Below are 21,756 nucleotides of genomic sequence, written 5' to 3' on the forward strand. Positions count from 1 at the left end.
AAGAGACACCCCCGAACCCGTCCCCGCTCGTGGCCCTCCGGCCGCGGACCCTGCAAGGAGCACCGACCATGTCCTTCGGTAAGCCCGTCCGACCCCTGATCACCCTGGGCGCCCTCGGCGCCGTCACCGCCCTCGCACTCACCGGGTGCGCCGGTGGGTCCACCGGAGCCGACGGCTCCGGCTCCGACGACGCGAAGGTCTCCCGCGTCACCATCACGCTCACGAACGACGGGCAGGACGCCTGTGCGGTGTCCTCGACGAAGGTCCCCGCGGGCCCCGTCACCTTCACGGTGAAGAACGAGTCGTCGACCGCGATCACCGAGGTCGAGCTGCTGCAGGACCAGCGGATCCTCGGCGAGAAGGAGAACCTGGCGCCCGGCCTCGACGCCGTCCGCTTCACCGCCACGCTGACCGGTGGGAAGTACCAGGTGTACTGCCCCGGCGCCGAGACCGAGCTGACGGACTTCACCGTCACCGGCAAGGCCGCGTCGACCGCGAACAGCAGCGCCTCGACCCTGCTCCGCGACGGGACGAAGGGGTACGCGACCTACGTCGACGGCCAGGTCACCGACATGGTCGCCGCGGTCGAGCAGATGCAGGAGCACATCGACGCCGGCGACCTCGACGCGGCGAAGACCGACTACGCGAACGCCCGTCCGTTCTACGAGCACGTCGAGAGCGACGTCGACGGCTTCGTCAAGAAGGGGTTCAAGGCCACCGACAACGCCGGCAACCTCGACTACCTGATCGACATGCGTGCCTCGAACCTCGACCCCGCCGTCGGCTGGAGCGGGTTCCACGCCGTCGAGAAGGACCTGTTCCAGGCCGGGAAGATCACCGCTTCGACGAAGCAGACCGCCGCGGACCTGACCGAGGACGTGCAGCTGCTCGCGAAGCTCGTGCCGACGCTCGACTACAAGCCGGAGGACCTGGCGAACGGTGCCGCCGGCCTGCTCGAAGAGGTGCAGTCGAACAAGATCACCGGCGAGGAAGAGGCGTACAGCCACATCGACCTCGTCGACCTCGCCGCCAACGTCGAGGGTGCCCGTCAGGCCTTCGCGTACCTCAAGCCGGGGCTGACCAAGCTCGACCCGACCCTGACGAAGCAGATCGCGAAGCAGTTCGACGCCACGAACACGCTGATGGACGGCTACCGCGACGCCGACGACCTGGGCGGTTTCGCCACGTGGGACGCCGCCACCAAGAAGTCCGACGCGAACACGATCTCGCAGCAGATCCAGGCGCTGCAGGACCCGCTGTCCCGTCTGGCCGAGAAGGTCGCGACCGCGTGACCGAGCCGGACGAGGCACCGCGGGCGGACGACGCACCCCGGGCGAACGTCTCCCGCCGTGGTCTGTTCGGCGCCGGCCTGGCCGTGGCCGGTGCCGGGGTCGGCGCGGCTGCGGGCATCGGCGGCGCCACCGCGGCGACCGGCGTGAACCCGTTCACGGCGGCGACGAACGGCGACGAGTCGATCGACCTGTCGCAGAGCCAGCCGTTCTACGCCACCGCGGCCCGGCAGCCGCAGGGCGGGATCCGCACCACCCCGCAGCGGTACTGCGTCTACATGACGTTCGACCTGTCGACGACCGTCACGACCGAGCTGCAGGTGCTCCTCGCGCGCTGGTCGGCCGCGATCGCCCAGCTGCAGGCCGGCAAGACCGTCGGCAGCGTCGAGCCGGCGCACGGCAACGGGGTCGGTGCCGACACCGGCGAGGCGCTCGACCTCGGCCCGGCGTCGCTGACCGTCACGGTGGGCCTGGGGCCCGGCGTCTTCGACGAGCGCTTCGGGCTGGCCGACCGCCGTCCGGCCTCGCTCGCCGACATCCCGACGCTGCCGAGCGACAACCTGCAGGAGGGCCTGACCGGCGGGGACCTGTCCCTGCAGGCCTGCGCCGACGACCCCCAGGTGGCGTACCACGCCGTGCGCGACCTGGCACGGATGGCCCGCGGCACCGCGACCGTCCGCTGGACCGTGCTCGGCTTCGGCCGGGCATCGGCCGGGCCGCACCAGAGCACGCCCCGCAACCTGATGGGGTTCAAGGACGGCACCCGGAACATCACGACCGACGCCGACCACGACCGCTTCGTCTGGCTCGACCGCGACGCCGGGTGGATGGCCGGCGGCAGCTACCAGGTGGTGCGGAAGATCCGCATGAACATCGAGACCTGGGACGCGGACGTCGTCAGCGACCAGCAGCGGGTGTTCGGGCGGACGAAGATCCAGGGCGCACCGCTCTCCGGCGGGCAGGAGCACACCACTCCGGACTTCCACGCCAAGGACGACGACGGTGCGACGAAGATCGACGCGACGTCGCACATCGCCCTCGCCGCGCACGAGGCGAACGGCGGCGTGAAGATCCTGCGCCGGCCGTACAACTACACCGACGGGCTCAACGAGTACGGCCAGCTCGACGCCGGGCTGCTCTTCATCGCCTACGTGAACGACCCGGACCACTTCACGCGGCTGCAGCGGAAGCTCGGCGCCTCGGACCGGCTGAACGAGTACGTCTCGCACATCGGCTCCGCGGTGTTCGCCGTGCCGCCGGCACCGCGCAAGGGGTCGTACATCGGCGAGCAGCTGTTCCGCTGAGCTGCGTCGCTGACCTGAGTCGCTGACCCGAAGGGGTGGGCGCCCTCCGCCGTTTCCCTGGAGGCGGAGGACGCCCGCGTCGCGGAGTCTCGCCGAACGGAACCACCGTCGACTTGCTGAAAGCGACCCGGCGCGACGCGTCGCGGTGCGACAACCCCGAGAGTACCCCGCGGATCCGCGGATCCGCAGTGATCGACCGGGATGGGACAGCAACCGTGACCGCCGGGTCGCGCGAGGTGTGCGCCGGAGCTGTGCCGGGCCTCCTGGCCGACGCGAACGGGCCGCCTCACCAGGGTGAGACGGCCCGTTCGCGTGTGTGCCCGCAGGCTCGGGGTCAGTCCGTCAGGACCGTCGCGGCACGTCGTGCGCGGCGGCGGCGGAGGACCACGAGCGCCGTGATCCCGGCGAGCAGGAGCAGGCCCGCCGCGATCGCCGGAGCGGTCAGGTCCGCACCCGTGTAGGCGAGGTCGCCACCGGCGCGCGGGTCGTCGTCGGTCCCGCCGACGCCACCGATGCCGGCGTCGTCACCGCCACCCGCGCCGGGGCCGGGGGTGACCCCGCCGCCCGTGCCCGGGGTCGGGTCGACCGGGTCCGTCGGGTCCGTCGGGTCCGTGGGGTCGGTCGGGTCCGTCGGGTCGACCGCTGCGGCGACCGGGATCGTCACGGCGAGGGTGATGGTCTGGCCGGGCAGGGTGATCACGAGCGGTGCGTCCGTCGTGGCGACCGGCTCGGCCACCGCGGCGAGCGAGACGGAGCCGGCGGTGCGGGCGGCGGCGCGTGCCGCCGGGGCCTCGATCTCGGGGACCGTGACGGTCAGGGTCGCGCGACCCTGCTCGTCGTTCTTGTCGGTGATCGTCGGGTCGATCGCCGACGACGCCAGCTCCTTGCCGTCCGCGCTGACCGAGACGGTGCCGGCCTTCGCGGGGTCCTCGCTGCTGAACACGAGCGACGACAGGTCGAGTTCGATTGCGTCACCGGGCTGGAACCCACCGGCCGGGGTCGGCGTGACCGTGACGCCGACGGCGCGCTGGTCGACCTGGGGTGTGACCTTCTTGTTCGCCACGAAGTAGTCCACCTGGGCCTGCAGGTCGACCTGGCCGGAGTCGGCGACGTTCGTGCCGGTCGCGAAGGCGGCGAAGTTGTCGCCACCGGTCGACAGGAACGAGTTGACGGTCACCTTGAGGGTGTCGGTCAGCGCGATCGCCTTGCCGTCGAGGGTCATGCCGGTGATGCGCTCGCCGCGGCCCTTCGACGGGTCGTAGGTGTACGCGAAACCGTCCGAGACGCCGAGCTTCAGGAACGGACGCTCGAGGCCGTCCGGCTGCCACTGCTGCTCGAGGGCGTTCTTGATCTGCTGGCCGGTCATGTCCTTGGTCACCAGGGTGTTGGCGAACGGCTGGACGAGCGCGGCTTCCTTGTAGGTGACGGTGCCGTCCGGGTCGCCGGCTCCGCTGGACGCGTAGACCATGTCGGTGCGGAGCCCGCCCGGGTTCATGAAGGCGATCTTCGAGCCGTTCCGCTCGGTGGCGCTGCGCTGGACCTCGGCGATGTAGTTGCCCAGGACGGACTCGCCGCCGCGGTTCTCGGCCTTGCGGTCGGACTGCACGGCGCGACGCAGGTCACCCGTGATCTCGCCGAGCTTCTCGCCGCCCTTGACGTCGGCGACGGCCTTCGCGGCGGTCACGATGTCGCTCACGGCGTTGACCGAGGTGGTGTCGGCGGGGACACGCTTGTCCTCGTTGACGGAGGTGACCGAGGACGTGATGCCGGTGAGCTGCTTGTCGGCGTCCACGGTGAGCTGCAGGTGCCCGAGGTTCACCCCGTAGGACCCGGCCTGGATCACCGGACGCTTCGTGCCGTCGGGGCCGGCGATGGAGTGGTTGTACGTCGCGTGGGTGTGCGCCGACACGATGGCCGAGACCTTCGAGGAGACGCCCGAGGTGATCTTGCCGAACGCGCCGGTGCCGGTGGCGTCGGTGAGCGCACTCGTGGTGGCGCCCTCGTGCACGAGCAGGACGAGCACGTCGGCCTCGCCGTTGTCGTCCTTGCCGTCGGTGAGCTGCTCGGCGTACCGGTTGACCTGGCTGACGATCGGGGCCATCGCGAGGCCCTCGACCCCGCCGGGGCTGACGAGCCCGGGGATGAGGTCCTCGGTGGTGGCACCGATGAAGCCGACCTTGACGCCGCCCTTCTCCACGATGGAGTACGGCGTGAAGGCGGGGTCGGTGGTGCCGGCCTTGACGATGTTCGCCGAGACGTACGGCCAGTCGGCGCGGTCCTCGATGCGGCCGGTCAGGTCGTCCTGGCCCTTGTCGAGCTCGTGGTTGCCGATCGCGCTGACGTCGAGGTCCATGGCGTTCAGGGCGTCGATCGTGGGGGAGTCCTGCTGGATGAGCGAGGTGAAGGTCGAGGCGCCCACGTTGTCGCCGACGCTGGCGAAGATCGTGTTCGGGTTGGCCTCGCGGTACGACTGCACGACGCCGGCGAGCTTCGCGGCGCCAGCGGCCTTGTCGGCGGCGGTGCCCTCGGACTCGATGCGACCGTGGAAGTCGTTGACGTCGATGATGTCGATCGTCGTGTCGCCCTCGGCGGCGACGGCTGCGGACGGGACGGACAGTGCGACCAGGACCCCGGCGGTGGCGAGGGCCGCGCCGGCGCCGAGGCGTCGTCGGGTCGTCGCACCGGCGGTTCCGGTGGTGTGGGAAGTGTTCATCGCCGTCGAACCTACGAAGACGCACAGGCGACTCGCCAGACCCCTGCGCAACTCGTCACACGACGTTCACACGGCCGTCCCCTCCGCTCGGCAGACCTGGTTCAGTCGCGGCCGAGGGCGCCCTTCACCCGCTCGGTGACCTCGGTCGCCATCGCCTTGGCGGAGTCCTTCACGACGTCGAACTCGACCGGGTCACCCTTCAGCAGGCTCTTCGCCGTGTTGATCGCGTACTCCTTCGTGATGTGCGGGGGCAGCGGCGGGACGCTCCGGCTCACGTACGCGTCGATGAGGGTGACCCCCTGGTGGGCGAAGGCCCGCTCGACGGCCGCCTCGACCTCGGAGTCCTCGTGCACCGCGATGCCCTGGAACCCGAGCAGCGTCGCGTACCCGGCGTAGTCGATCGACTCGACGTCCTGCGAGCCGCGCCACATCGGGTTGCCGTCCTCGGTGCGCATCTCCCACGACACCTGGCCGAGGTCGTCGTTGTGCATGACCACGATGACGAGCTGCTGGTTCGGCCAGGCCGCCAGGTACTTCTTCACGGTGATCAGCTCGTTCATGCCGAGCATCTGGAAGGCCCCGTCGCCGATCGTGCACACCGCCGGACGATCCGGGAACGCGAACTTCGCTGTCACCGCGTACGGCATCGCCGCGAGCATCGTCGCGAGGCGGCCGGACATGTCGCCGCGCATGCCCTCGCGCAGCCGGATGTGGTGGCCGTACCAGTCGGCGGTCGTGCCGGCGTCCGCGGTGACCGTGACGCCGTCGGGCAGCCGGTCGTTCACCGCCTGGATCACCCGGCGCGGGTTCACCCCGTCGTCGTAGGCGACCTCGGACTGCGCACGCATCTCCGATTCCCACTCGCGCATCTCGTCGGCGACGGTCTGCTGGAAGGACCTGTCGGTCTTCTGCTCGAGCAGCGGGAGCACGGCGTCGAGCGTCGAGCCGACGTCGCCCCACAGGTTCAGCTCGGTCGGGTACCGCAGGCCGAGCTGCTCCGGCTTGATGTCGACCTGGATGCCCCGGGCCTGCCCCGTCTTCGGCATGTACTCGCCGTACGGGTAGTTCGTGCCGAGCAGCACGAGGGTGTCGCAGTCGCGGATCTGGTGCAGCGACGGCAGCGACCCGAGCAGCCCGAGCTGCTGCGAGTGGTACGGCACGTCGGACGGGATCACGTCCTTGCCGCGGAGTGCCGTGATGATCCCCGCACCCGCCTTCTCGGCCGCGGCGAGCACCTGGGCCGTCGCACCGCGCGCGCCCGCACCGACCAGGAACGTCACCTTCGACCCGGCGTTGATGATCTCCGCCATCTTCCGGACCTCGTCGGCGGGCGGCGTGATCCGGGTCGACGCGGGGACGTCGCTCGACCGCGAGGCCCAGTGCTCGAGCGGCGGTGCGTCGTACGCCATCGCCTGCACGTCGTGGGGCAGCACGACGACGGCCGGCTGCTTGCGCAGCGACGCGGTGCGGAACGCGGTGTCGAGCACCACACCGACGGCTTCGGGCGTGGCCACCGTCTGCACGTAGCAGGCGACGTCGGCGAACACGCGCTCCAGGTTCGACTCCTGCTGCGTGAACGACCCCATCGCCGCGAGCCCCTGCTGGCCGACGATCGCCACCACCGGCTGGTTGTCCATCTGCGCGTCGTACAGCCCGTTGAGCAGGTGGAAGGCACCGGGACTCGACGTCGCGACGCAGACCCCGACCTCGCCGGTGAACTTCGCGTGCGCGGTCGCCATCAGCGCCGCGATCTCCTCGTGCGTGGGGCGGACGTACTCCAGGCCGTCGCCCTTCGAGGCCGCCTTGCCGAGCGCGCCGTCGAAGGCGCCGATCCCGTCGCCGGGGTACCCGAACACGCGGGAGACCCCCCACGCCTTGATGCGGTCGATGACGAAGTCGCTCACGGTCGTGCTCATGGCACCAGCGTGCGCGGGCGCGCACGGGTCCGTTCACAGGCACCGGACTGGAGGCGCGGATCACGTGACCGACGTCGGTCACGTGATCCGGGCCTCCAGACCAGGGCCCTGTGCTCGTTGCCGGTGGGTGCTCGCTACTGCTCCTGCGCGATCAGCGGACGCAGCGTGCGGTGCGCGATGCGCAGCCCCTCGAGCACCCGGTCGTCGGTGCCGCCCCAGAGCGGGTCCTCGTGCTCGACGCTCAGCGTGCCGTCGAAGCCCGCCTCGTAGAGGCGGTCGACGACGCGCGGCCAGTCCACGACACCGCGGCCCGGCACCCGGAACCGCCACCAGCCCATGTCCCACGGGTCGTCGCCCTTGTCGACCTTGCCGAAGAACCCGTACTCGTTGCGCCGCTCGGGGAACAGCTCCAGGTCCTTCGCCTGGGCGTGCACGATGTGCTCGGCGAACGGCAGGATCGTCTCGACCGGGTCGATACCGATCCACGTCAGGTGCGATGGGTCCCAGTTCAGGCCGAAGCCCAGACCGGTCACCCAGCCCCAGAGCTCGGGGGAGTACGCGATGTTGCCGGGGTACCCGTCGGGGTGCCAGCCCTCCATCACGCAGTTCTCGATGATGAGCCGCACGCCCCGCTCGCCGGCGTAGTCGACGAGCTCGGGCAGGACCCGGTTCCCCTCGGCCATGTTCTCGCGGACGGACTTCGTGGTGTCGCGCCCGATGAAGGTGCCGACGTACGGGATGCCGAGCGTCTGCGCGGTGTCGATCGCGTGCTTGAGATGGGTCCGCACCGCTGCCCGGTGCTCCGGGTCCCGGTGCAGGTTGTTCTCGTAGTACGCGAGCGCCGAGATCTCGAGGCCGGTGCGGTCGAGCAGGGCGCGGGTGGCCAGGGCGTCCTCGTCGGTGAACGTGGCGACCGGCAGGTGCGCCGCCTCGAAGTCGCGGCCGCCGGTGCCCGGCCAGACGGCGACCTCGAGCCGCTCGTAGCCCTGCTGCTGGGCGAACCCGGCGATCCGGTCGAGCGACCAACCGGGCAGGCAGGCGGTCAGCATGCCGAGCTTCACCGGATCTCCCGCCAGGTCGTCTCGGCCGCGCTGCCGATCACGGCCTCGATGATGTCGGCGGAGCGGGCGCCGTCCACGAACGTCGGCAGTCCGTCGGGGGCCACTCCGGTGCGGACCGCGGTGTAGGTGTCGGCGACGAAGGCCGCGAAGGCGTCGAGGTACCCCTGGGGGTGCCCGGCCGGCACGATCGCCAGCCGGCGCTGGTCCGGGTACCCCTGCGACGGGTCGCGGACCACGATCTGGGCGCCGCGCTCGTTGCCGAACCACGCGGACTCGGGCTGCTCCTGGTCGAACGCCGCGCTGCCGCGGGTGCCGTCGACCTCGAACCACAGGCGGTTCTTCCGGCCCGACGCGACCTGCGAGATCACGACGTTCCCGATGCGGCCCGTGGCGGTGCGGAAGGTGGCGACGGCGGTGTCCTCGGTGGTGACCTCGGCGCGTTCGGCCGCGTCGGCCACCGGGTCCGGGTCGGGGGAGCCGGAGAACGACGGACCGGACGCCGCCGGCCGCGTCGGGTAGACGATGTCGGTCGCGGCGGACACCGAGGCGAAGCGCTCACCCGTGACGAACTCGACCAGGTCGCACCAGTGCGAGCCGATGTCGGCGAACGCGCGGGACAGCCCGCTCGAGGTCGGGTCGACCCGCCAGCTCGAGGCGTCCTCGTCGAGCATCCAGTCCTGCAGGTAGTGCCCGTGCACCGCGAGCAGCCGGCCGAGCTCCCCGTCGGCGATGCGCGCCCGGATCTCGCGGACCATCGGGTGGTACCGGTACACGAACGGCACGGTGGCCACGACACCGGCTTCGGCAGCGGCGGCGACGAGCTCGGCGGCCTGCGCGGGGTCGATCGCCAGGGGCTTCTCGCACACCACGTTGATGCCGGCCGCGATCACCGCGAGCGCCTGCGGGTGGTGCTGGTCGTTCGGGGTGCAGATGTGCACGACGTCGGGGGCGTCGGCGATGACCTCGTCGAGGGAGGCGTAGCCACGGGGCAGGTCGAGCTGCGCCGCCACCTGCTCGGACCGGGCGGCGTTCCGGCCGAGCACACCGAGGACCTCGGCGCCGGAGGCCCGGGCCGCCCGGGCGTGGACGCCGGCGATCATGCCCGTCCCGACCACGGCGACGCGGAGGCGTCGCCCTTCGTACCCACTGCTCATGGTGCTCCCTCGCGCCGGACTGACACCACCGTAGCGGCCCGGTCATCCACCGGGGCCGATGAGTACCGTCTGCTGCATGTCGAGCCTCCAGACCAGCCTGCTCATCCTCGGAGCCAGCGGCGACCTGTCCAAGCGCCTGCTCCTGCCCGGCCTCGCCACCCTGCTCCAGGTGAAGGACGACTGGGACGTCCAGCTCGTCGGGGCCGGTGTCGAGGACCTGTCCGACGCCGACTGGAAGGCGCAGGTGCGCGAGTCCTTCGAGAACGCGCAGGCGTCGAAGAACGAGGAGGACGAGGGCGCCTCGGGTGAGACATCGCTGCCGGAGCGGCTGCAGGCCGTGGTCGACGCCTCGACCTACCGGAAGGCCGACGTCACCGACCCGGACGACCTGCGCGCACTGCTCGCCGCGTGCGAGCACGACCCCGCGATCTACTTCGCGCTGCCGCCCGCGGTCACCGAGAAGAGCTGCGAGCAGCTCGCCCACCTCGACCTGCCCGCCGGCACCCGCCTGGCGCTCGAGAAGCCGTTCGGCACCGACGCCGAGAGCGCCTCGAACCTGAACGACCTGCTGCACTCGTTCATCCCCGAGGAACGCATCCACCGCGTCGACCACTTCCTCGGCCGCTCCACCGTGCTCAACCTGCTCGGGCTGCGCTTCGCCAACCGCATCATCGAACCGCTGCTGTCGTCGCAGCACGTCGAGCGCGTCGACATCGTCTACGACGAGACCCTCGGTCTCGAGGGTCGGGCGCGCTACTACGACAAGGCCGGGGCGCTCACCGACATGATCCAGAGCCACCTGCTGCAGGTGATGGCCGTCGTCGCGATGGAGGCCCCCGCCTCGATCAAGGCCGACGACCTGCGCACCCAGAAGGAGCTCGTGCTGCGGGCGGTCCGACCGTGGGGCGGCGACGTCGTCACCGCGGGCAAGCGCGCCCGGTACACCGCCGGCACCGTCGGGGACCGCCAGCTGCCGTCGTACGTCGACGAGGACGGCGTGGACCCGTCGCTCGGCACCGAGACCCTCGCCCAGCTCACCCTGGAGATCGCGAACTGGCGCTGGGCAGGCGTCCCGTTCACCCTGCGGTCCGGCAAGGCGCTCGCCGCACAGCGCCGCGAGATCGTCATCACGTTCAAGGACTCCCCGCACGTGCCCGAGGGGCTCACCGGCACCGAGTTGCCCGACCGGCTGCGCATCTGGATCGCCCCGGACGAGATGCAGCTCGAGCTCAACGTCAACGGCGCCGGTGACCCGTACACGATCGACCACACCAGCCTCGAGGTGACGTTCAACCCCGGGCGCCTGAGTGCCTACGGCGAGGTGCTGGCCGGCGTGCTCGAGGGCGACGCGACGCTGTCGGTCCGCGGTGACAGCGCCGTGCAGGGCTGGAAGGTCGTCGGGCCGTTCCTCGACGCGTGGAAGGCCGGCAAGGCCCCCCTCGACGAGTACGCCGCCGGGTCCGTCGGCCCCGGCGGCTGGGACAACATCGAGGCCTGAGCCCGAGCGGCGGCGTAGCGTCGGGCGACGTGAACACCACCGACGACGTCCTGCAGACCGTTCCCGAACCCGCCGGCGCCGACATCCGTGTCGACGACGTCCGCTACGACCACGAGGGCACCGAACTGCTCGGTGTGCTCGCGAAGGACGCCGCGATCGCGGGCCGTCGTCCGGCCGTCCTCGTCGTGCACGACTGGCACGGCGTGAACGAGCACGTCGAGGCCCGGGTGACGATGCTCGCCCGGCTCGGCTACGTCGCGTTCGGCGCGGACATCTACGGAGCCGGCGTCCGGCCCGGTGACGACACCGCGGCCCAGGTCGCCGGCGGTTTCTACCAGGACCTGCCCCTGCTGCGCGCCCGCGCCACTGCCGGGTTCGAGCGACTGCTCGCCGACCCGGACGTCGACCCCGCCCGTGTCGTGGTGATGGGCTACTGCTTCGGTGGCTCGACCGCACTCGAGCTCGCACGGACCGGGGCCGACCTGGTCGGTGCCGTGGCGTTCCACGGTGGCCTCATCGCGCACGACCCCTCGGACGCAGCGGACATCCGGGCGAAGCTGCTCGTCCTCACCGGGGGCGCCGACCCCGTCGTGCCGGACGAGGCCGTGCACGCCTGGCAGGACGAGATGCGGGCGGCGCCGGACGTCGACTGGCAGGTCGTGACGTACTCGGGCGCGATGCACGCGTTCGCCGTGCCGGGCACCGACGCCCCGGACCACGGCGCGCAGTACCAGGAGCGTGCCGACCGCCGGTCGTGGCAGGCGCTCCGGGTGTTCCTGGCCGAGGTGTTCGACGAGGAGCCCGCGGCGCTGTGACGGTGCGGCCGTCGGAGACCGTTCGCGACACGCCGAGCACGGGGGCCGGAGGGCCTCGATTGGCGCCCGGGCCGCACCTGTTGTAGAGTCTTCCACGGCCGCAAGGCCACGCGCTCGTAGCTCAATGGATAGAGCATCTGACTACGGATCAGAAGGTTGGGGGTTCGAGTCCCTTCGAGCGCACAGGCAAGCAGAACGACGAAGGGCCCCGGTGGATTCCACCGGGGCCCTTCGTCGTTCCCCGGCGGCGCGTCTTCGCAGGCGTTCCCCGGTCGACGGGGTGACGATGGTGATTCGGTCCGCCCGATCGGAGAACGAGGTGCCTGTGCTGTCCATCGACTTCGCGACCCGTGACGCCGAGGTGGCCGCCACGGCCCTGGGGGCGCTGTACGACCGCCCGGAGATCCGTGACGTCGGCCCGCTCTTCCGGTACGAGCAGCACGTCCGCGGCGACGGCGTGATGACCGTCGAACGGCACCACTTCGGCGGCACGATGGAGACGACCGCCGAGATCGCGGACACGCTGGTGTCGGTCCAGGTGCACAGTGGCGACTTCGCCCCGCGCGGGACGGGCGGGGTGCCGAACGGGTCGTTGCACGGCCTCGGCATGGTCCACAACGACACCCTCGACGTGGACTTCAGCGTCGTCAGCCTGCCGGTGTCGGTCCTGCTGGGGGTCGGGTTGCAGCAGCAGGGCGCGGAGCGAGGGCGGCTCGTCGTCGACGGCCGGGCGCCTCGTCCGGAACTGGCGGACTACTGGGCGAGTGTCATCGGGCACGCGCACGCGGTCACGAGCGATGAGCGGGCCTTCGGGAACGACCTGGTGCGCGCCGAGGTGTTCCGCCACGTCGCCGCAGCGGCCTTCCAGGTGTTCCCGGTGCACATCGAGCCGGACGCGATCGTCCCGACCTCGGCGGCCGCTGGCGGGGTCGTGCGCCGCGCCGTGCAGTACATCGACGACCACCTCACCGAACCGATCTCGGTCCCCGACATCGCCACGGCCGCCCGGGTGTCGTCCCGCGGACTGCAGTCCGCGTTCCAGCGCGAGCTCGGGGTGAGCCCGGCAGCCTACGTCCGGCGGGTGCGGCTGGCCGAGGCACACCTCGAGTTGCTGGTGGCTGATCCGGACGCCGGAGCGACGGTCGCGTCCATCGGGTTGCGGTGGGGGTTCAGCAACGCGACGCGGTTCTCCGCCGCCTACCGCGAGGCCTACGGGCGGTCGCCGAGCCGGACGCTCCGCGACGAGGTCCCGCGGCAGGGCGACTGAACGACCCGGGTCAGGACCCGGGGGAGTACGGCTGGGCCGCCTCGATGACCTCGGACGCACCGGCGATGCCGAACGACGTGAAGAGCGGTGCCCACAGCGCCTTGAGCTGCGCCACGAGCTCGTCGTCGGTCAGCTGCGTCGAACCGTCCACCATGCCCAGCGTCGTGTTGAGGAGCAGCAGGACCGACGGCTGGACCGCGGCCGCGTCGACGTCCGCCGCCGCGACCCCGGCGCTGACGAGCTCGCCCCGCGTCATCTCGAACCAGTCGAAACCGCGCGGCACCGGCACGCCGGCCTTGCCGAGTTCGTGCAGGAGCCGGACCGCGCCGCCCGCGACCGAGCCCCGGCGGACGTCCATCCCGGTGGTCAGGAGGAACACCGTCAGCCGCTCGATGCCCGGCTGCGCGGGGAGTGCGTCGAAGAGTGCACGCCAGCGCTGCTGCTGCAGTTCGATGACCGCCGTCGCCAGGTCCTTCTTCGACGGGAACAGGTGGTACCCGATCGCCGACTTCGGCTTCCCCATCGCCTCGGCGACGCGGGAGAACGTGGTCGCCTCGTAGCCGAAGGCGGCGAACTGCTGCCCTGCGGCATCGATGATGGCTCGTCGAGAGGCCTCCATGGCGAGCTGCCGCTGGTTCATCTGGCGCGGTGTCCTTCCTCGCCCGGAGCTGAGCGATCAGTGAACACCACATCCTAGGGCCGCTCACGATGACGACCCGTCCCCTGCCCGCGTCAGGCGGCGCAGAACGTGTGCCAGGCCACGTCGATCCCCTTCCGGTGCAGCGAGTCGAGTCCGACGTCGAGGTGCTTCCGCTCCGCGTCCACCAGGTGTGCGCACCGGTGGTCCTGGGCGACGGTCTGGGCCTGGCCGAGCGCGGTCACCAGGTCGGTGTCGATGGCGTCGAGCTGGGGGCGGATGGTCGTCAGGTCCGGGGCTGTCGTGGGTGCGGTCCACGGGTTGTGCGTCCAGTGGTTGATGAGGCCGCGCTGGACGACCTTGCTCGCGGCGATCTGTGCGCGGATCACCCGGGTCACCAGGACGGGGTCGACGCCCTGCTGCTCCGCCAGGGTCACCGCTTCGTCGACGACGGCCTGTTCGCGCACCGGGTCGGCGACCGGCTTGCCGCTGAGCCACTTCGACTCCGCCACCGGGTCGGCGAGCTCCAGCCGTCGGAGGATGAGCGCGCCGATGGTGTCGAGCTCTGCCGTCGACGCCGCGGGACGGGAACCGTCGTGGGAGATGGTCATCGTGGAACCCGTCGGTTCGGCGGACGTGGGCAGGGGATCGGCGTTCGCCGCCGTGGTCGGCAGGGCGATGCCCGCCGCGAGCAGCCCGAGGGTCAGGGCCGTCGCGGCGGTCCGACGGCTGCGGTGCCGGGCGGTGGTCGGGGTGGTGGGGTGTGCGGTGTTCACGGGGTTTCCTTCCCGAACCGGCGCCGGACGCGTCGGGTCAGATCGTCGATGATCGGTTTGATGACCTCGTCGTAGAACGGGTAGACGCCGAAGTGGTCGGCGCCCTCGTCGCAGTAGCAGTCCATCGAGATCGCCTCCTCGAAGTTCGAGAAGACGTAGGTGGCACGGTGCGGGAACGCGGCGTGCGGCTCGTCGTCACGCGGGGTCGTGGTGGTCACGGCGGTGCTCGATCCCGGTCGGCAGCCGGTCAGCCGACCAGCCGAGCCGCGGGGACGCCGGGGTCGCGCCCGGAGTCCACCACGGCGTCGATCTCGGTGGATCCGTTGCCCGACCCGACCGTGCGGTTCTGGATCTGGTTGAGGGACCAGTTGCCCGGCAGGGGCTCGAGCTGGTTGCCCGCCCAGGCCGGCGACATCCCGGCGACGAACGAGAAGTGCGCGAGTCCGGCGCTGCTCACGGCGGTGCACGTGGCGCGGGAGCCGTAGACGCCCGCCTTGTACAGGTTCCCGCGGTCCCGCAGGCCGGCGGCGACGCCACGGAAGTACGGCACCACGAGCGACTCGTCCTGCGCCGCCGAAGCGTCGAAGTCGGCGGCGAAGTAGACGGTGGTCTGCTTCGGGATCCCGAGCTTCCGGGCCGCGTCGTGGGCGCGGTGGGCGTCGCGGACGCCTTGTTCCTCCGTGAACCACGAGGCAGCGAACCCGCCCTCCTCGAAGATCGGCCACAGCCCAAGGCCGGCGCTCGCCATCACACGGAGTTCCTCGGGGGTCAGGGCCTTGTCGAGTGCCCCGGAACGCTGGTGGTTCGTGAGGTACCGGCCGACGCTGGTGGCACCGGACGCCCGGACGGCGGCCGCGCGGGCGTCGTCGAGGCGCACCGCGGTGTCGGCACCGGTCGTCGCACGGTCCGGGTCACCCGTGCTCGCCGCCAGGGCTGCCCAGGTGCCGGCGTCGCACGTCCCGGTCTGCTCGGCGGGCGGGAACGCCTGGAACTGCTGGAACGCACGGACCACCGCGGCGTCCGCCGCCGAGTAGGCACTGCTGAACACGACGCGCTCGCCGTTCAGCACCAGGAGCGCCTTGACGAGCAGCACCCAAGCGCCAGTGGCCCCGACCCCGACGACGCTCGGTCCCGCGGCACGGAGCGCGGCAGCCGTCCCCGGTCCCCAGGCGCCGTCGACCGTGACGCCGACCGCGACCTGCACCGCGCGGATCGCCGCCGAGTACGTGCTCGTGTCGACGAGTCCGCTCGTGCTGCCGTACGCGCCGCCGGACGCCTCGGCGTAGGTGCGGTTGAGGTACTGCTGCACCGCGCGCACCGCTCGGGATCCGCCGGAGGCGAGCCGGACCGGGTCGACGGTCAGGAGGGCGCCGAACAGGTGGGCCGACAGCGGGAGTGCGCCGGGCTCGGCACCCAGGTCGGAGCGGAGCGCCTGCACGGCCGCGACGGTGGCCGCGTCGTACTCGCCGGTGAGCGTCACGGTCGCCGCACCCTTGCAGACGAGTCCGGCCTGGACGAGCCGGCACCAGGTCGCGGCGTCGGATCCAGTCTCGGCCCCGACGTCACCGTGCTGCTCGAGCTTCCGACGGGTCGTCGGCCCGAGCGTCGCGACGACGGGGGAGATGCCGAGGAGCGACTGGGTGGCCTGCACGATCCCGAGCACGGTGCCGCTGCCGGTCAGCCCGTCCTCGTCGACGTGCACCCACCCGTGCAGGTGCCCGAAGGTCGTGTTGAGCCAGCGCTGCACGGCGAGCACGCCCGAGTCGGAGGTACCGGAGGAGCCGGTCGATCCGGTTGAGTCAGCCGCGCCGGACGGGGTGGCGGCGTCTGCCGGGGCCGCGAGTGCGGTCGTGACGAGCGGGACGGTGGCGGTGATGCCGATGAGCGCAGTTCGGCGCGAGATGTGCACGGGGGTGCCCCTTCAGTTGCCTCGAGCGTCCGCTGGCCGTTGATCGCACTGTGCGATGCTGATGGCCGCGGCATGGTCCGAGCAACTTCGTCCCTCAACTTGGGACGGTCCTGCAATTCGGCAGACGATCGTCTGATGAAGCGCTCAGTCCGCCCGTTCCGGGGCGTCCGGCTCAGCGCGCGAAGGCCGCCAACCGGTCCTGCAGCGCACGCTCCAGGTACGGCTCGAGCGACGACGCCCACGTCGCGGTGATGTGCGTGCTGTCCCGGTAGACCAGGACGCCCCCGACGACCGCCGGGCACGTGGTGTCGGTGCAGTAGTAGCGGCTCAGGTCGATCGACGCCGCCCTGCCCCCGGCTGCCCGGAACGCGGCGACGGCCTCGACCGACGAGTCCGTCAGGCCGAGTGCTTCGGCGCGCGACCGGTCGCAGGCGTCCGTCGTCGGCCCGGACATCGTGCTCAGGCAGGCGACGACGTCGGGGCGGGGCACGGGGTTGTCACGGACCGCGATGACGGGCAGCTCGTCACCGGCCGCCTGCTCCCACGCATCGACCAGGCCGTTGCGGGTGGCCTTGTCGCGGGCCGGTCCGGGCGGCAGGCTGACCGGCATCTGCGTGGTGGAGTGGGTGACGACCAGGGCGTCGGCGTCGCGGTGCTCGCGGACGTAGTCGATGGCGGCGTGCTTCCACGAGTTGCAGCCCCGCATCGACGAGGGGCTCAGCGAGTCCTGCTGCGCGGTGGTGAGGTAACACCCGCCGGCGCCGGCCAGGTCGATCCGCCAGCCGTTGTCGTCGGCGATCTTCTCGTACGCACCGAGCAGTGCGTTGCTGTGCGAGTCGCCGATGACGATGAGGTGCTTCGACCAGCCGGTGGTCTTGCCGAGGACGCAGGGCCGGAACGTGCCGCTCCAGCACTCGGCGCGGTTGTCGTCGTCGTCCTTGGCCACGGCCGGAGCGGGCACACGGACGTCGGCGAGCTCGGGGTCGACGCAGGGGTCCGCGAACCCGATGCGCGCGGCGGCACCGAAGCAGGACTCGTCGTCGTCCTCCTGCTCCGCGGTGACCTGCTTCGTGACCGTGGTCGCGTTGACCTCCTGCACGTAGACGGCGGTCAGGGTGGCTGCCCCGAGCGTCACGACGGTGAAGCTGCAGATGACGGCGAGCGAGACGACGCCCCGGGGCTGCAGGTCCCGCAGCCACGTCGAGAACCGGACCGGTTCCTCGAACCAGATCGTCGTCACGGTGGCCAGACCGATCGCGACGAGCAGCACCGCCGAGCTCGTCGCCCAGTCGAGCGGACGGCCGAGCATGATCGGCAGGATGACGACGAGGGGCCAGTGCCAGAGGTAGAGCGCGTACGAGATCCGACCGAAGAAGGCGACGGGCCGCAGCGCACCGACGTCCTCGAACTCGGTCCCCGCACCGAACAGCAGCACCAGTGCCGCACCGGCGACCGGCAGCAGCGCCGCGATCCCGGGGAACGCCGTCTCCGGGGTGATCACGACGAGGGACAGTGCGAGGGCCACGACGCCGATGCCGGTGGCGACCAGGCGGACCCGTCGGGCGACCTCGGTGCGGACCTCGGGCAGGTACACGGTGGCGACGAGACCGCCGAGTGCGAACTCCCACGCGCGGGTGCCGGTGGAGAAGTAGGCGACGCCGGGGTCGGTGGCGGTCTGCACGATGCTCCACACGAGGGACAGCACGACGACGCTGCCGAGCAGCAGCCGCGCGGTCGCCAGCGGCGTGAACCGACGGCGTGCGAGTGCCCCGACGCCGAGCAGCAGGAGCGGCAGGAGGATGTAGAACTGCTCCTCGACCGACAGCGACCAGAAGTGCTGGAACGGTGAGGGGGCGTCGGCCGACGCCAGGTAGTCGACGGCGTTCGCCGCGAGCTCCCAGTTCTGCAGGTACACCGTCGAGGCGATCAGCTCACGCCCGTACTGCCCCCACAGCGCGCTCGGCACGGCGACGAGCACCGCGATGCCCGTGACGACGATGGTGAGGAACGCGGCCGGCAGCAGGCGTTTGGCCCGGCGCGACCAGAACCGTCCGAGCCGGATCGTGCCCGTCGCGAGCTGTTCCCGCAGCAGCAGCCCGGTGATCAGGAAGCCGGAGATCACGAAGAAGACGTCGACGCCGACGAACCCGCCGTGCAGGGCGCCCGGCCACAGGTGGTAGACGACGACCGCGAGGACGGCGAACGCGCGGAGGCCCTGGATGTCCCACCGCGTGGTGTCGCGCGCTCGGTGCGCGGGGCCCCGCTCGCCCGGCGTTGCTGTACTCACTGCGTCGATCCTAGGAGACGTGGACGGCTCCGCCGGGCGTTCTCGACGCGGACGCTACGATCCTTCTCCAGAGGGGGGCCGATGGATCTGCGCTGGTTGACCGCGTCCGACGACGAGTTCGCGGCGGAGGCGGCGCGACGACCGCGGATGCGCCGCCCGCGACAGGCTCCGCGGTGGTGGAACGCGCTGCTCCTGGCGATCGAGGTCCCGCTCGCGTGGCTCGCGTCCGCGCTCGTGATCTGGGGCACCGGGCTCGTCCACAACGGCGCGGGTGTCGGCGACGTCGTCCACTGGGTGGCCTGGTTCGTGGTGCTCGTCGCCGGTGTGGTCGGGCTCGTCGTGCTCCTGGTCCGGGGCGAACGACCTCGGCCCCTGCGTCCGGACGAGGCTCGGGCAGTGCTGACGGGGGAGGCCAGTGGGTACCCGGCGCGTCCGGTCCGTCCGAAGCCGCTCGACTCGATGATCACCCCGCGCTACTCCGGCATCCGCGTCCACCCCCGGTTCGGCGCCGCCCCCGTGCACGTCGACGGCGTCCCGGACGTCGAGTTCGGCTGCGTCCTGCGGCGCTGGATGGCCTCGCGGGACTGGACGTACCTGACCGTCCGGCTGCCCGGCACGTTGCCGCACCTGCTCCTCGACGCCACGGCGAACGACGGTCGTCGCAGCGACCTGCCGGTGGTGCTCCGCCACCGGCAGCGGATGTCCCTGGAGGGCGACTTCGACCGGCACTTCCGGGTGTGGGCGCCGGAGGACTACGGCCGGGACGCGCTGTACGTCCTCACCCCTGACGTGATGGCGGCGCTCGTCGACCACGCGGCCGGCTGGAACGTCGAGATGGTCGACGACCGGCTGGTCTTCTCGGCGCCGGGGACCGCGGACTGGTCGCGCCCTGCGCCGTGGATGCAGGTCGAGGCAGTCCTGGGCGAGGTCGTGCCCCGTGTCGTGCGCGCCGCCTCCCGGTACCAGGACGACCGCTCGCTGCTCGAGGACGGGCACGCCGACGCGATCGCCGCCGCGGGGCGTCGCCTCGTGCTCCGCGACCGGCGGAAGAGCCGTCTGCGAGCGACGTGGGCGGGGGCCGTGTGGATGGGCGTCGTCTGCGTGTCCTACAGCGGACCGTTGGCCGTCGCGGTGGTCGGTTCGCTCTCGGTCCTCGACCACTGACCGTCGGCGCACGCCTGCGACGTGGCCCCGGTACGGACGGGAGGCCCGTGGCGGTGTCGCCACGGGCCTCCCGTTTGACCTGTCGGTGCGTCGACTACGCGACGGTCGCGCGCGCCTCGGCCAGCGACGGGTAGTCGGTGTAGCCCTCGGCGGTCGCGCCGTAGAAGAGCTCCGGACGCGGCTCGTTGAGCTCGGCGTCGTGCTCCCAGCGGTGCGCGAGGTCCGGGTTGGCGATCGCGGCGCGGCCCACGGCGACGGCGTCGGCGTGGTCGCCGTCGACGATCGCGATGGCCTCGTCACGGGTGGTGAGCGACGAGAAGCCCGAGTTCACGATGAACGGCGCGCCCGCGGTACGGCGGACGTGCTGCACCAGGTCACCGGTCGGCTCGGCGTGCAGGACGTCGACGAAGGCGAGGCCCAGCGGCGCGAGGCCCTCGGCGACGGCGGTGTAGGTGGCGCGGACGTCGTCGGCGTCGTCCTCGATGACGCCCTGGATCCCGTGCTCGGGCGACAGACGGATGCCGGTGCGGTCGGCGCCGATGGCCTCGGCGATGGCCGTGGTGACCTCGATCGCGAAGCGCGCGCGGTTCTCGGGGGAGCCGCCGTACTGGTCGGTGCGGGTGTTCGACACCGGCGACATGAACTCGTGCACCAGGTAGCCGTTGGCGCCGTGGACCTCGACACCGTCGAGCCCGGCGGCGATCGCGTTGCGGGCGGCCTGCACGAAGCCCTGCACGGCCTCCTGCACCTCGGCGGTGGTCAGCTCGTGCGGGACGGGCATGTCGGCCTTCGAGCCGTCGGCCAGGTGCGTCTGCCCGGGGGCGGCGATGGCGGACGGGGCGACGATGCGCGGGGTCTGCGAGATGTCGGTGTGCGAGACGCGGCCACCGTGCATGAGCTGCATGACGATCGTGCCGCCGGCGGCGTGCACGGCGTCGGTCACGCGGCGCCAGCCGGCGATCTGGTCGTCGGTCTCGATGCCGGGCTGCCCGGGGTACGAGCGGCCCTCCTGCACGGGCCAGGTGCCCTCGGTGATGATCATGCCGAGTCCGGCGCGCTGCCGGTAGTGCTCGACGAGCAGGTCGTTCGGGACGCCGTGCTCGCCGGCGCGGGTGCGCGTGAGCGGGGCCATGACGACGCGGTTCGACAGGGACAGGGCGCCGATGGAGGCGGGTTCGAAGAGCTTCACGTCAGGGCGAACGACGAGTTGTCCCATGCAATTCCACCTCGGAGCACTTCTTCAGGCAGCGCGGTCAGTCGCGCGGGCACACCAGCGTCGACGAGCGCACCTGGCCCTCGGGTCGGATCACCTGGTGCTGCGAGAGGGGCTTGCCGCAGAGGGGGCAGCCCCGGTCGATCGTCCGGTCGTCGATGCCCTCGGGGCGACCGGCGCCGATCTGCGAGGGGCCCATCTTGTTGATGAGCGTCGTGTTCCACCGTTCGTACCACTGGCCGAAGCGTCCCACGGTGCATCCTTTCGTTCGTGCACGAATCATTATGGCACTGATGGCCCGCGGATCACACCTGGTCGACGCGCTCCAGCAGCTCGGTCAGCTCGTCCTTCAGGGACTCGAGTCGGGCGAGTGGCCACCCGAGCCGGTCGGCGACGGCGAGCGGGACCGCCTCGGCTCGGTCGCGCAGGGCGTGCCCGGCGGTCGTCAGGGACACCTCGAGTTGGCGTTCGTCGGCGGCGCTGCGGGTGCGGCGGACGTAGCCGGAGGCCTCCAGCCGCTTGAGCAGTGGGCTCAGCGTGGCGGAGTCGAGTCGCAGCTCGCCCGCGATCTCGCGCACCGACCGCGGGTCCCGCTCCCACAGGGCGAGCATCACGAGGTACTGCGGGTGGGTCAGGCCCATCGGCTCGAGCAGGTCGCGGTACAGCCCGATGACACTGCGGCTCGTCGCCGCGAGTGCGAAGCAGAGCTGCCGGTCGAGCGCGAGCGGGTCCGGTGCGGTCTGGGTCATGCGT

18 protein-coding genes and 1 tRNA gene are annotated in these 21,756 nt (G+C 71.6%); 7 read left to right on the plus strand and 12 right to left on the minus strand.

Annotated features, from left to right (window positions below; translation table 11 throughout):
* Positions 1–68 precede the first annotated feature (68 nt).
* Both efeO and efeB read left to right on the plus strand, forming a co-directional pair.
* Positions 69–1,292 carry an iron uptake system protein EfeO gene (efeO, locus tag DEJ04_RS16045; RefSeq protein ID WP_111047722.1) on the plus strand — a complete coding sequence of 408 codons (1,224 nt, stop codon included), beginning with the start codon at positions 69–71 and terminating at the stop codon, positions 1,290–1,292.
* Positions 1,289–2,593 (plus strand): iron uptake transporter deferrochelatase/peroxidase subunit, encoded by a 1,305-nt coding sequence (gene efeB, locus DEJ04_RS16050; protein ID WP_111047723.1) that lies wholly within the window; start codon positions 1,289–1,291, stop codon positions 2,591–2,593. Before efeO ends, efeB begins: the two co-directional genes overlap by 4 nt.
* Before the next feature lie 334 nt (positions 2,594–2,927).
* On the opposite strand, the gene DEJ04_RS16060 is transcribed toward efeB, so the two are convergent.
* The 4 genes from DEJ04_RS16060 to DEJ04_RS16075 form a co-directional block, all read right to left on the minus strand.
* Positions 2,928–5,306 carry a bifunctional UDP-sugar hydrolase/5'-nucleotidase gene (locus DEJ04_RS16060; protein ID WP_181437860.1) on the minus strand — a complete coding sequence of 793 codons (2,379 nt, stop codon included), beginning with the start codon at positions 5,304–5,306 and terminating at the stop codon, positions 2,928–2,930.
* 101 nt (positions 5,307–5,407) lie between these two features.
* Positions 5,408–7,222, minus strand: a complete 1,815-nt coding sequence (locus DEJ04_RS16065) for a thiamine pyrophosphate-requiring protein (RefSeq protein WP_071406478.1) — start codon at positions 7,220–7,222, stop codon at positions 5,408–5,410.
* 134 nt (positions 7,223–7,356) lie between these two features.
* Positions 7,357–8,283, minus strand: coding sequence for a sugar phosphate isomerase/epimerase (locus tag DEJ04_RS16070; protein ID WP_111047724.1), 927 nt, complete (start codon positions 8,281–8,283; stop codon positions 7,357–7,359).
* Positions 8,280–9,437: a Gfo/Idh/MocA family protein gene (locus DEJ04_RS16075; RefSeq protein ID WP_181437861.1), complete on the minus strand. Its 1,158-nt coding sequence runs from the start codon at positions 9,435–9,437 to the stop codon at positions 8,280–8,282. Before DEJ04_RS16075 ends, DEJ04_RS16070 begins: the two co-directional genes overlap by 4 nt.
* A gap of 76 nt (positions 9,438–9,513) precedes the next feature.
* On the opposite strand from DEJ04_RS16075, the gene DEJ04_RS16080 reads away from it, so the two are divergent.
* The 4 genes from DEJ04_RS16080 (at position 9,514) to DEJ04_RS16095 (ending at position 13,017) form a co-directional block, all read left to right on the plus strand.
* Complete coding sequence (locus DEJ04_RS16080) at positions 9,514–10,935, plus strand: glucose-6-phosphate dehydrogenase (protein ID WP_111047726.1); 1,422 nt, start codon at positions 9,514–9,516, stop codon at positions 10,933–10,935.
* A 29-nt stretch (positions 10,936–10,964) separates the two neighbouring features.
* Positions 10,965–11,750 (plus strand): dienelactone hydrolase family protein, encoded by a 786-nt coding sequence (locus tag DEJ04_RS16085; protein ID WP_111047727.1) that lies wholly within the window; start codon positions 10,965–10,967, stop codon positions 11,748–11,750.
* A 110-nt stretch (positions 11,751–11,860) separates the two neighbouring features.
* Positions 11,861–11,933 (plus strand) — tRNA-Arg (locus DEJ04_RS16090).
* A 136-nt stretch (positions 11,934–12,069) separates the two neighbouring features.
* Positions 12,070–13,017, plus strand: coding sequence for an AraC family transcriptional regulator (locus DEJ04_RS16095; RefSeq protein WP_181437862.1), 948 nt, complete (start codon positions 12,070–12,072; stop codon positions 13,015–13,017).
* A 10-nt stretch (positions 13,018–13,027) separates the two neighbouring features.
* Here the strand turns inward: DEJ04_RS16095 and DEJ04_RS16100 are convergent, their stop codons facing one another.
* The 5 genes from DEJ04_RS16100 to DEJ04_RS16120 form a co-directional block, all read right to left on the minus strand.
* Positions 13,028–13,657, minus strand: a complete 630-nt coding sequence (locus DEJ04_RS16100; RefSeq protein ID WP_111047729.1) for a TetR/AcrR family transcriptional regulator — start codon at positions 13,655–13,657, stop codon at positions 13,028–13,030.
* A gap of 92 nt (positions 13,658–13,749) precedes the next feature.
* Positions 13,750–14,430: a gamma subclass chorismate mutase AroQ gene (aroQ, locus tag DEJ04_RS16105; RefSeq protein ID WP_258370525.1), complete on the minus strand. Its 681-nt coding sequence runs from the start codon at positions 14,428–14,430 to the stop codon at positions 13,750–13,752.
* A complete protein-coding gene (locus DEJ04_RS16110; protein WP_027466125.1) occupies positions 14,427–14,648 on the minus strand; it encodes a hypothetical protein in 222 nt (73 codons plus the stop codon). Before DEJ04_RS16110 ends, aroQ begins: the two co-directional genes overlap by 4 nt.
* Positions 14,649–14,677: 29 nt before the next feature.
* Entirely contained in the window at positions 14,678–16,339 is a 1,662-nt protein-coding gene (locus DEJ04_RS16115) for a glycoside hydrolase domain-containing protein (RefSeq protein ID WP_111047730.1), read from the minus strand.
* A gap of 172 nt (positions 16,340–16,511) precedes the next feature.
* Complete coding sequence (locus tag DEJ04_RS16120) at positions 16,512–18,626, minus strand: acyltransferase family protein (RefSeq protein ID WP_146248744.1); 2,115 nt, start codon at positions 18,624–18,626, stop codon at positions 16,512–16,514.
* An 81-nt stretch (positions 18,627–18,707) separates the two neighbouring features.
* Here DEJ04_RS16120 and DEJ04_RS16125 point away from each other — a divergent pair, with 81 nt between their 5' ends.
* Positions 18,708–19,790 (plus strand): hypothetical protein, encoded by a 1,083-nt coding sequence (locus DEJ04_RS16125; protein ID WP_111047732.1) that lies wholly within the window; start codon positions 18,708–18,710, stop codon positions 19,788–19,790.
* Between the two features lie 94 nt (positions 19,791–19,884).
* Here the strand turns inward: DEJ04_RS16125 and DEJ04_RS16130 are convergent, their stop codons facing one another.
* The 3 genes from DEJ04_RS16130 to DEJ04_RS16140 are packed head-to-tail and all read right to left on the minus strand — an operon-like array spanning position 19,885 to position 21,752.
* Complete coding sequence (locus DEJ04_RS16130; protein ID WP_111047733.1) at positions 19,885–21,006, minus strand: alkene reductase; 1,122 nt, start codon at positions 21,004–21,006, stop codon at positions 19,885–19,887.
* 37 nt (positions 21,007–21,043) lie between these two features.
* Positions 21,044–21,256 (minus strand): hypothetical protein, encoded by a 213-nt coding sequence (locus DEJ04_RS16135; protein WP_027466129.1) that lies wholly within the window; start codon positions 21,254–21,256, stop codon positions 21,044–21,046.
* A gap of 52 nt (positions 21,257–21,308) precedes the next feature.
* Positions 21,309–21,752, minus strand: coding sequence for a MarR family winged helix-turn-helix transcriptional regulator (locus DEJ04_RS16140; RefSeq protein ID WP_071406464.1), 444 nt, complete (start codon positions 21,750–21,752; stop codon positions 21,309–21,311).
* Positions 21,753–21,756: the final 4 nt, after the last annotated feature.

Source organism: Curtobacterium sp. MCLR17_044, assembly GCF_003234435.1.
GTDB lineage: Bacteria > Actinomycetota > Actinomycetes > Actinomycetales > Microbacteriaceae > Curtobacterium > Curtobacterium flaccumfaciens.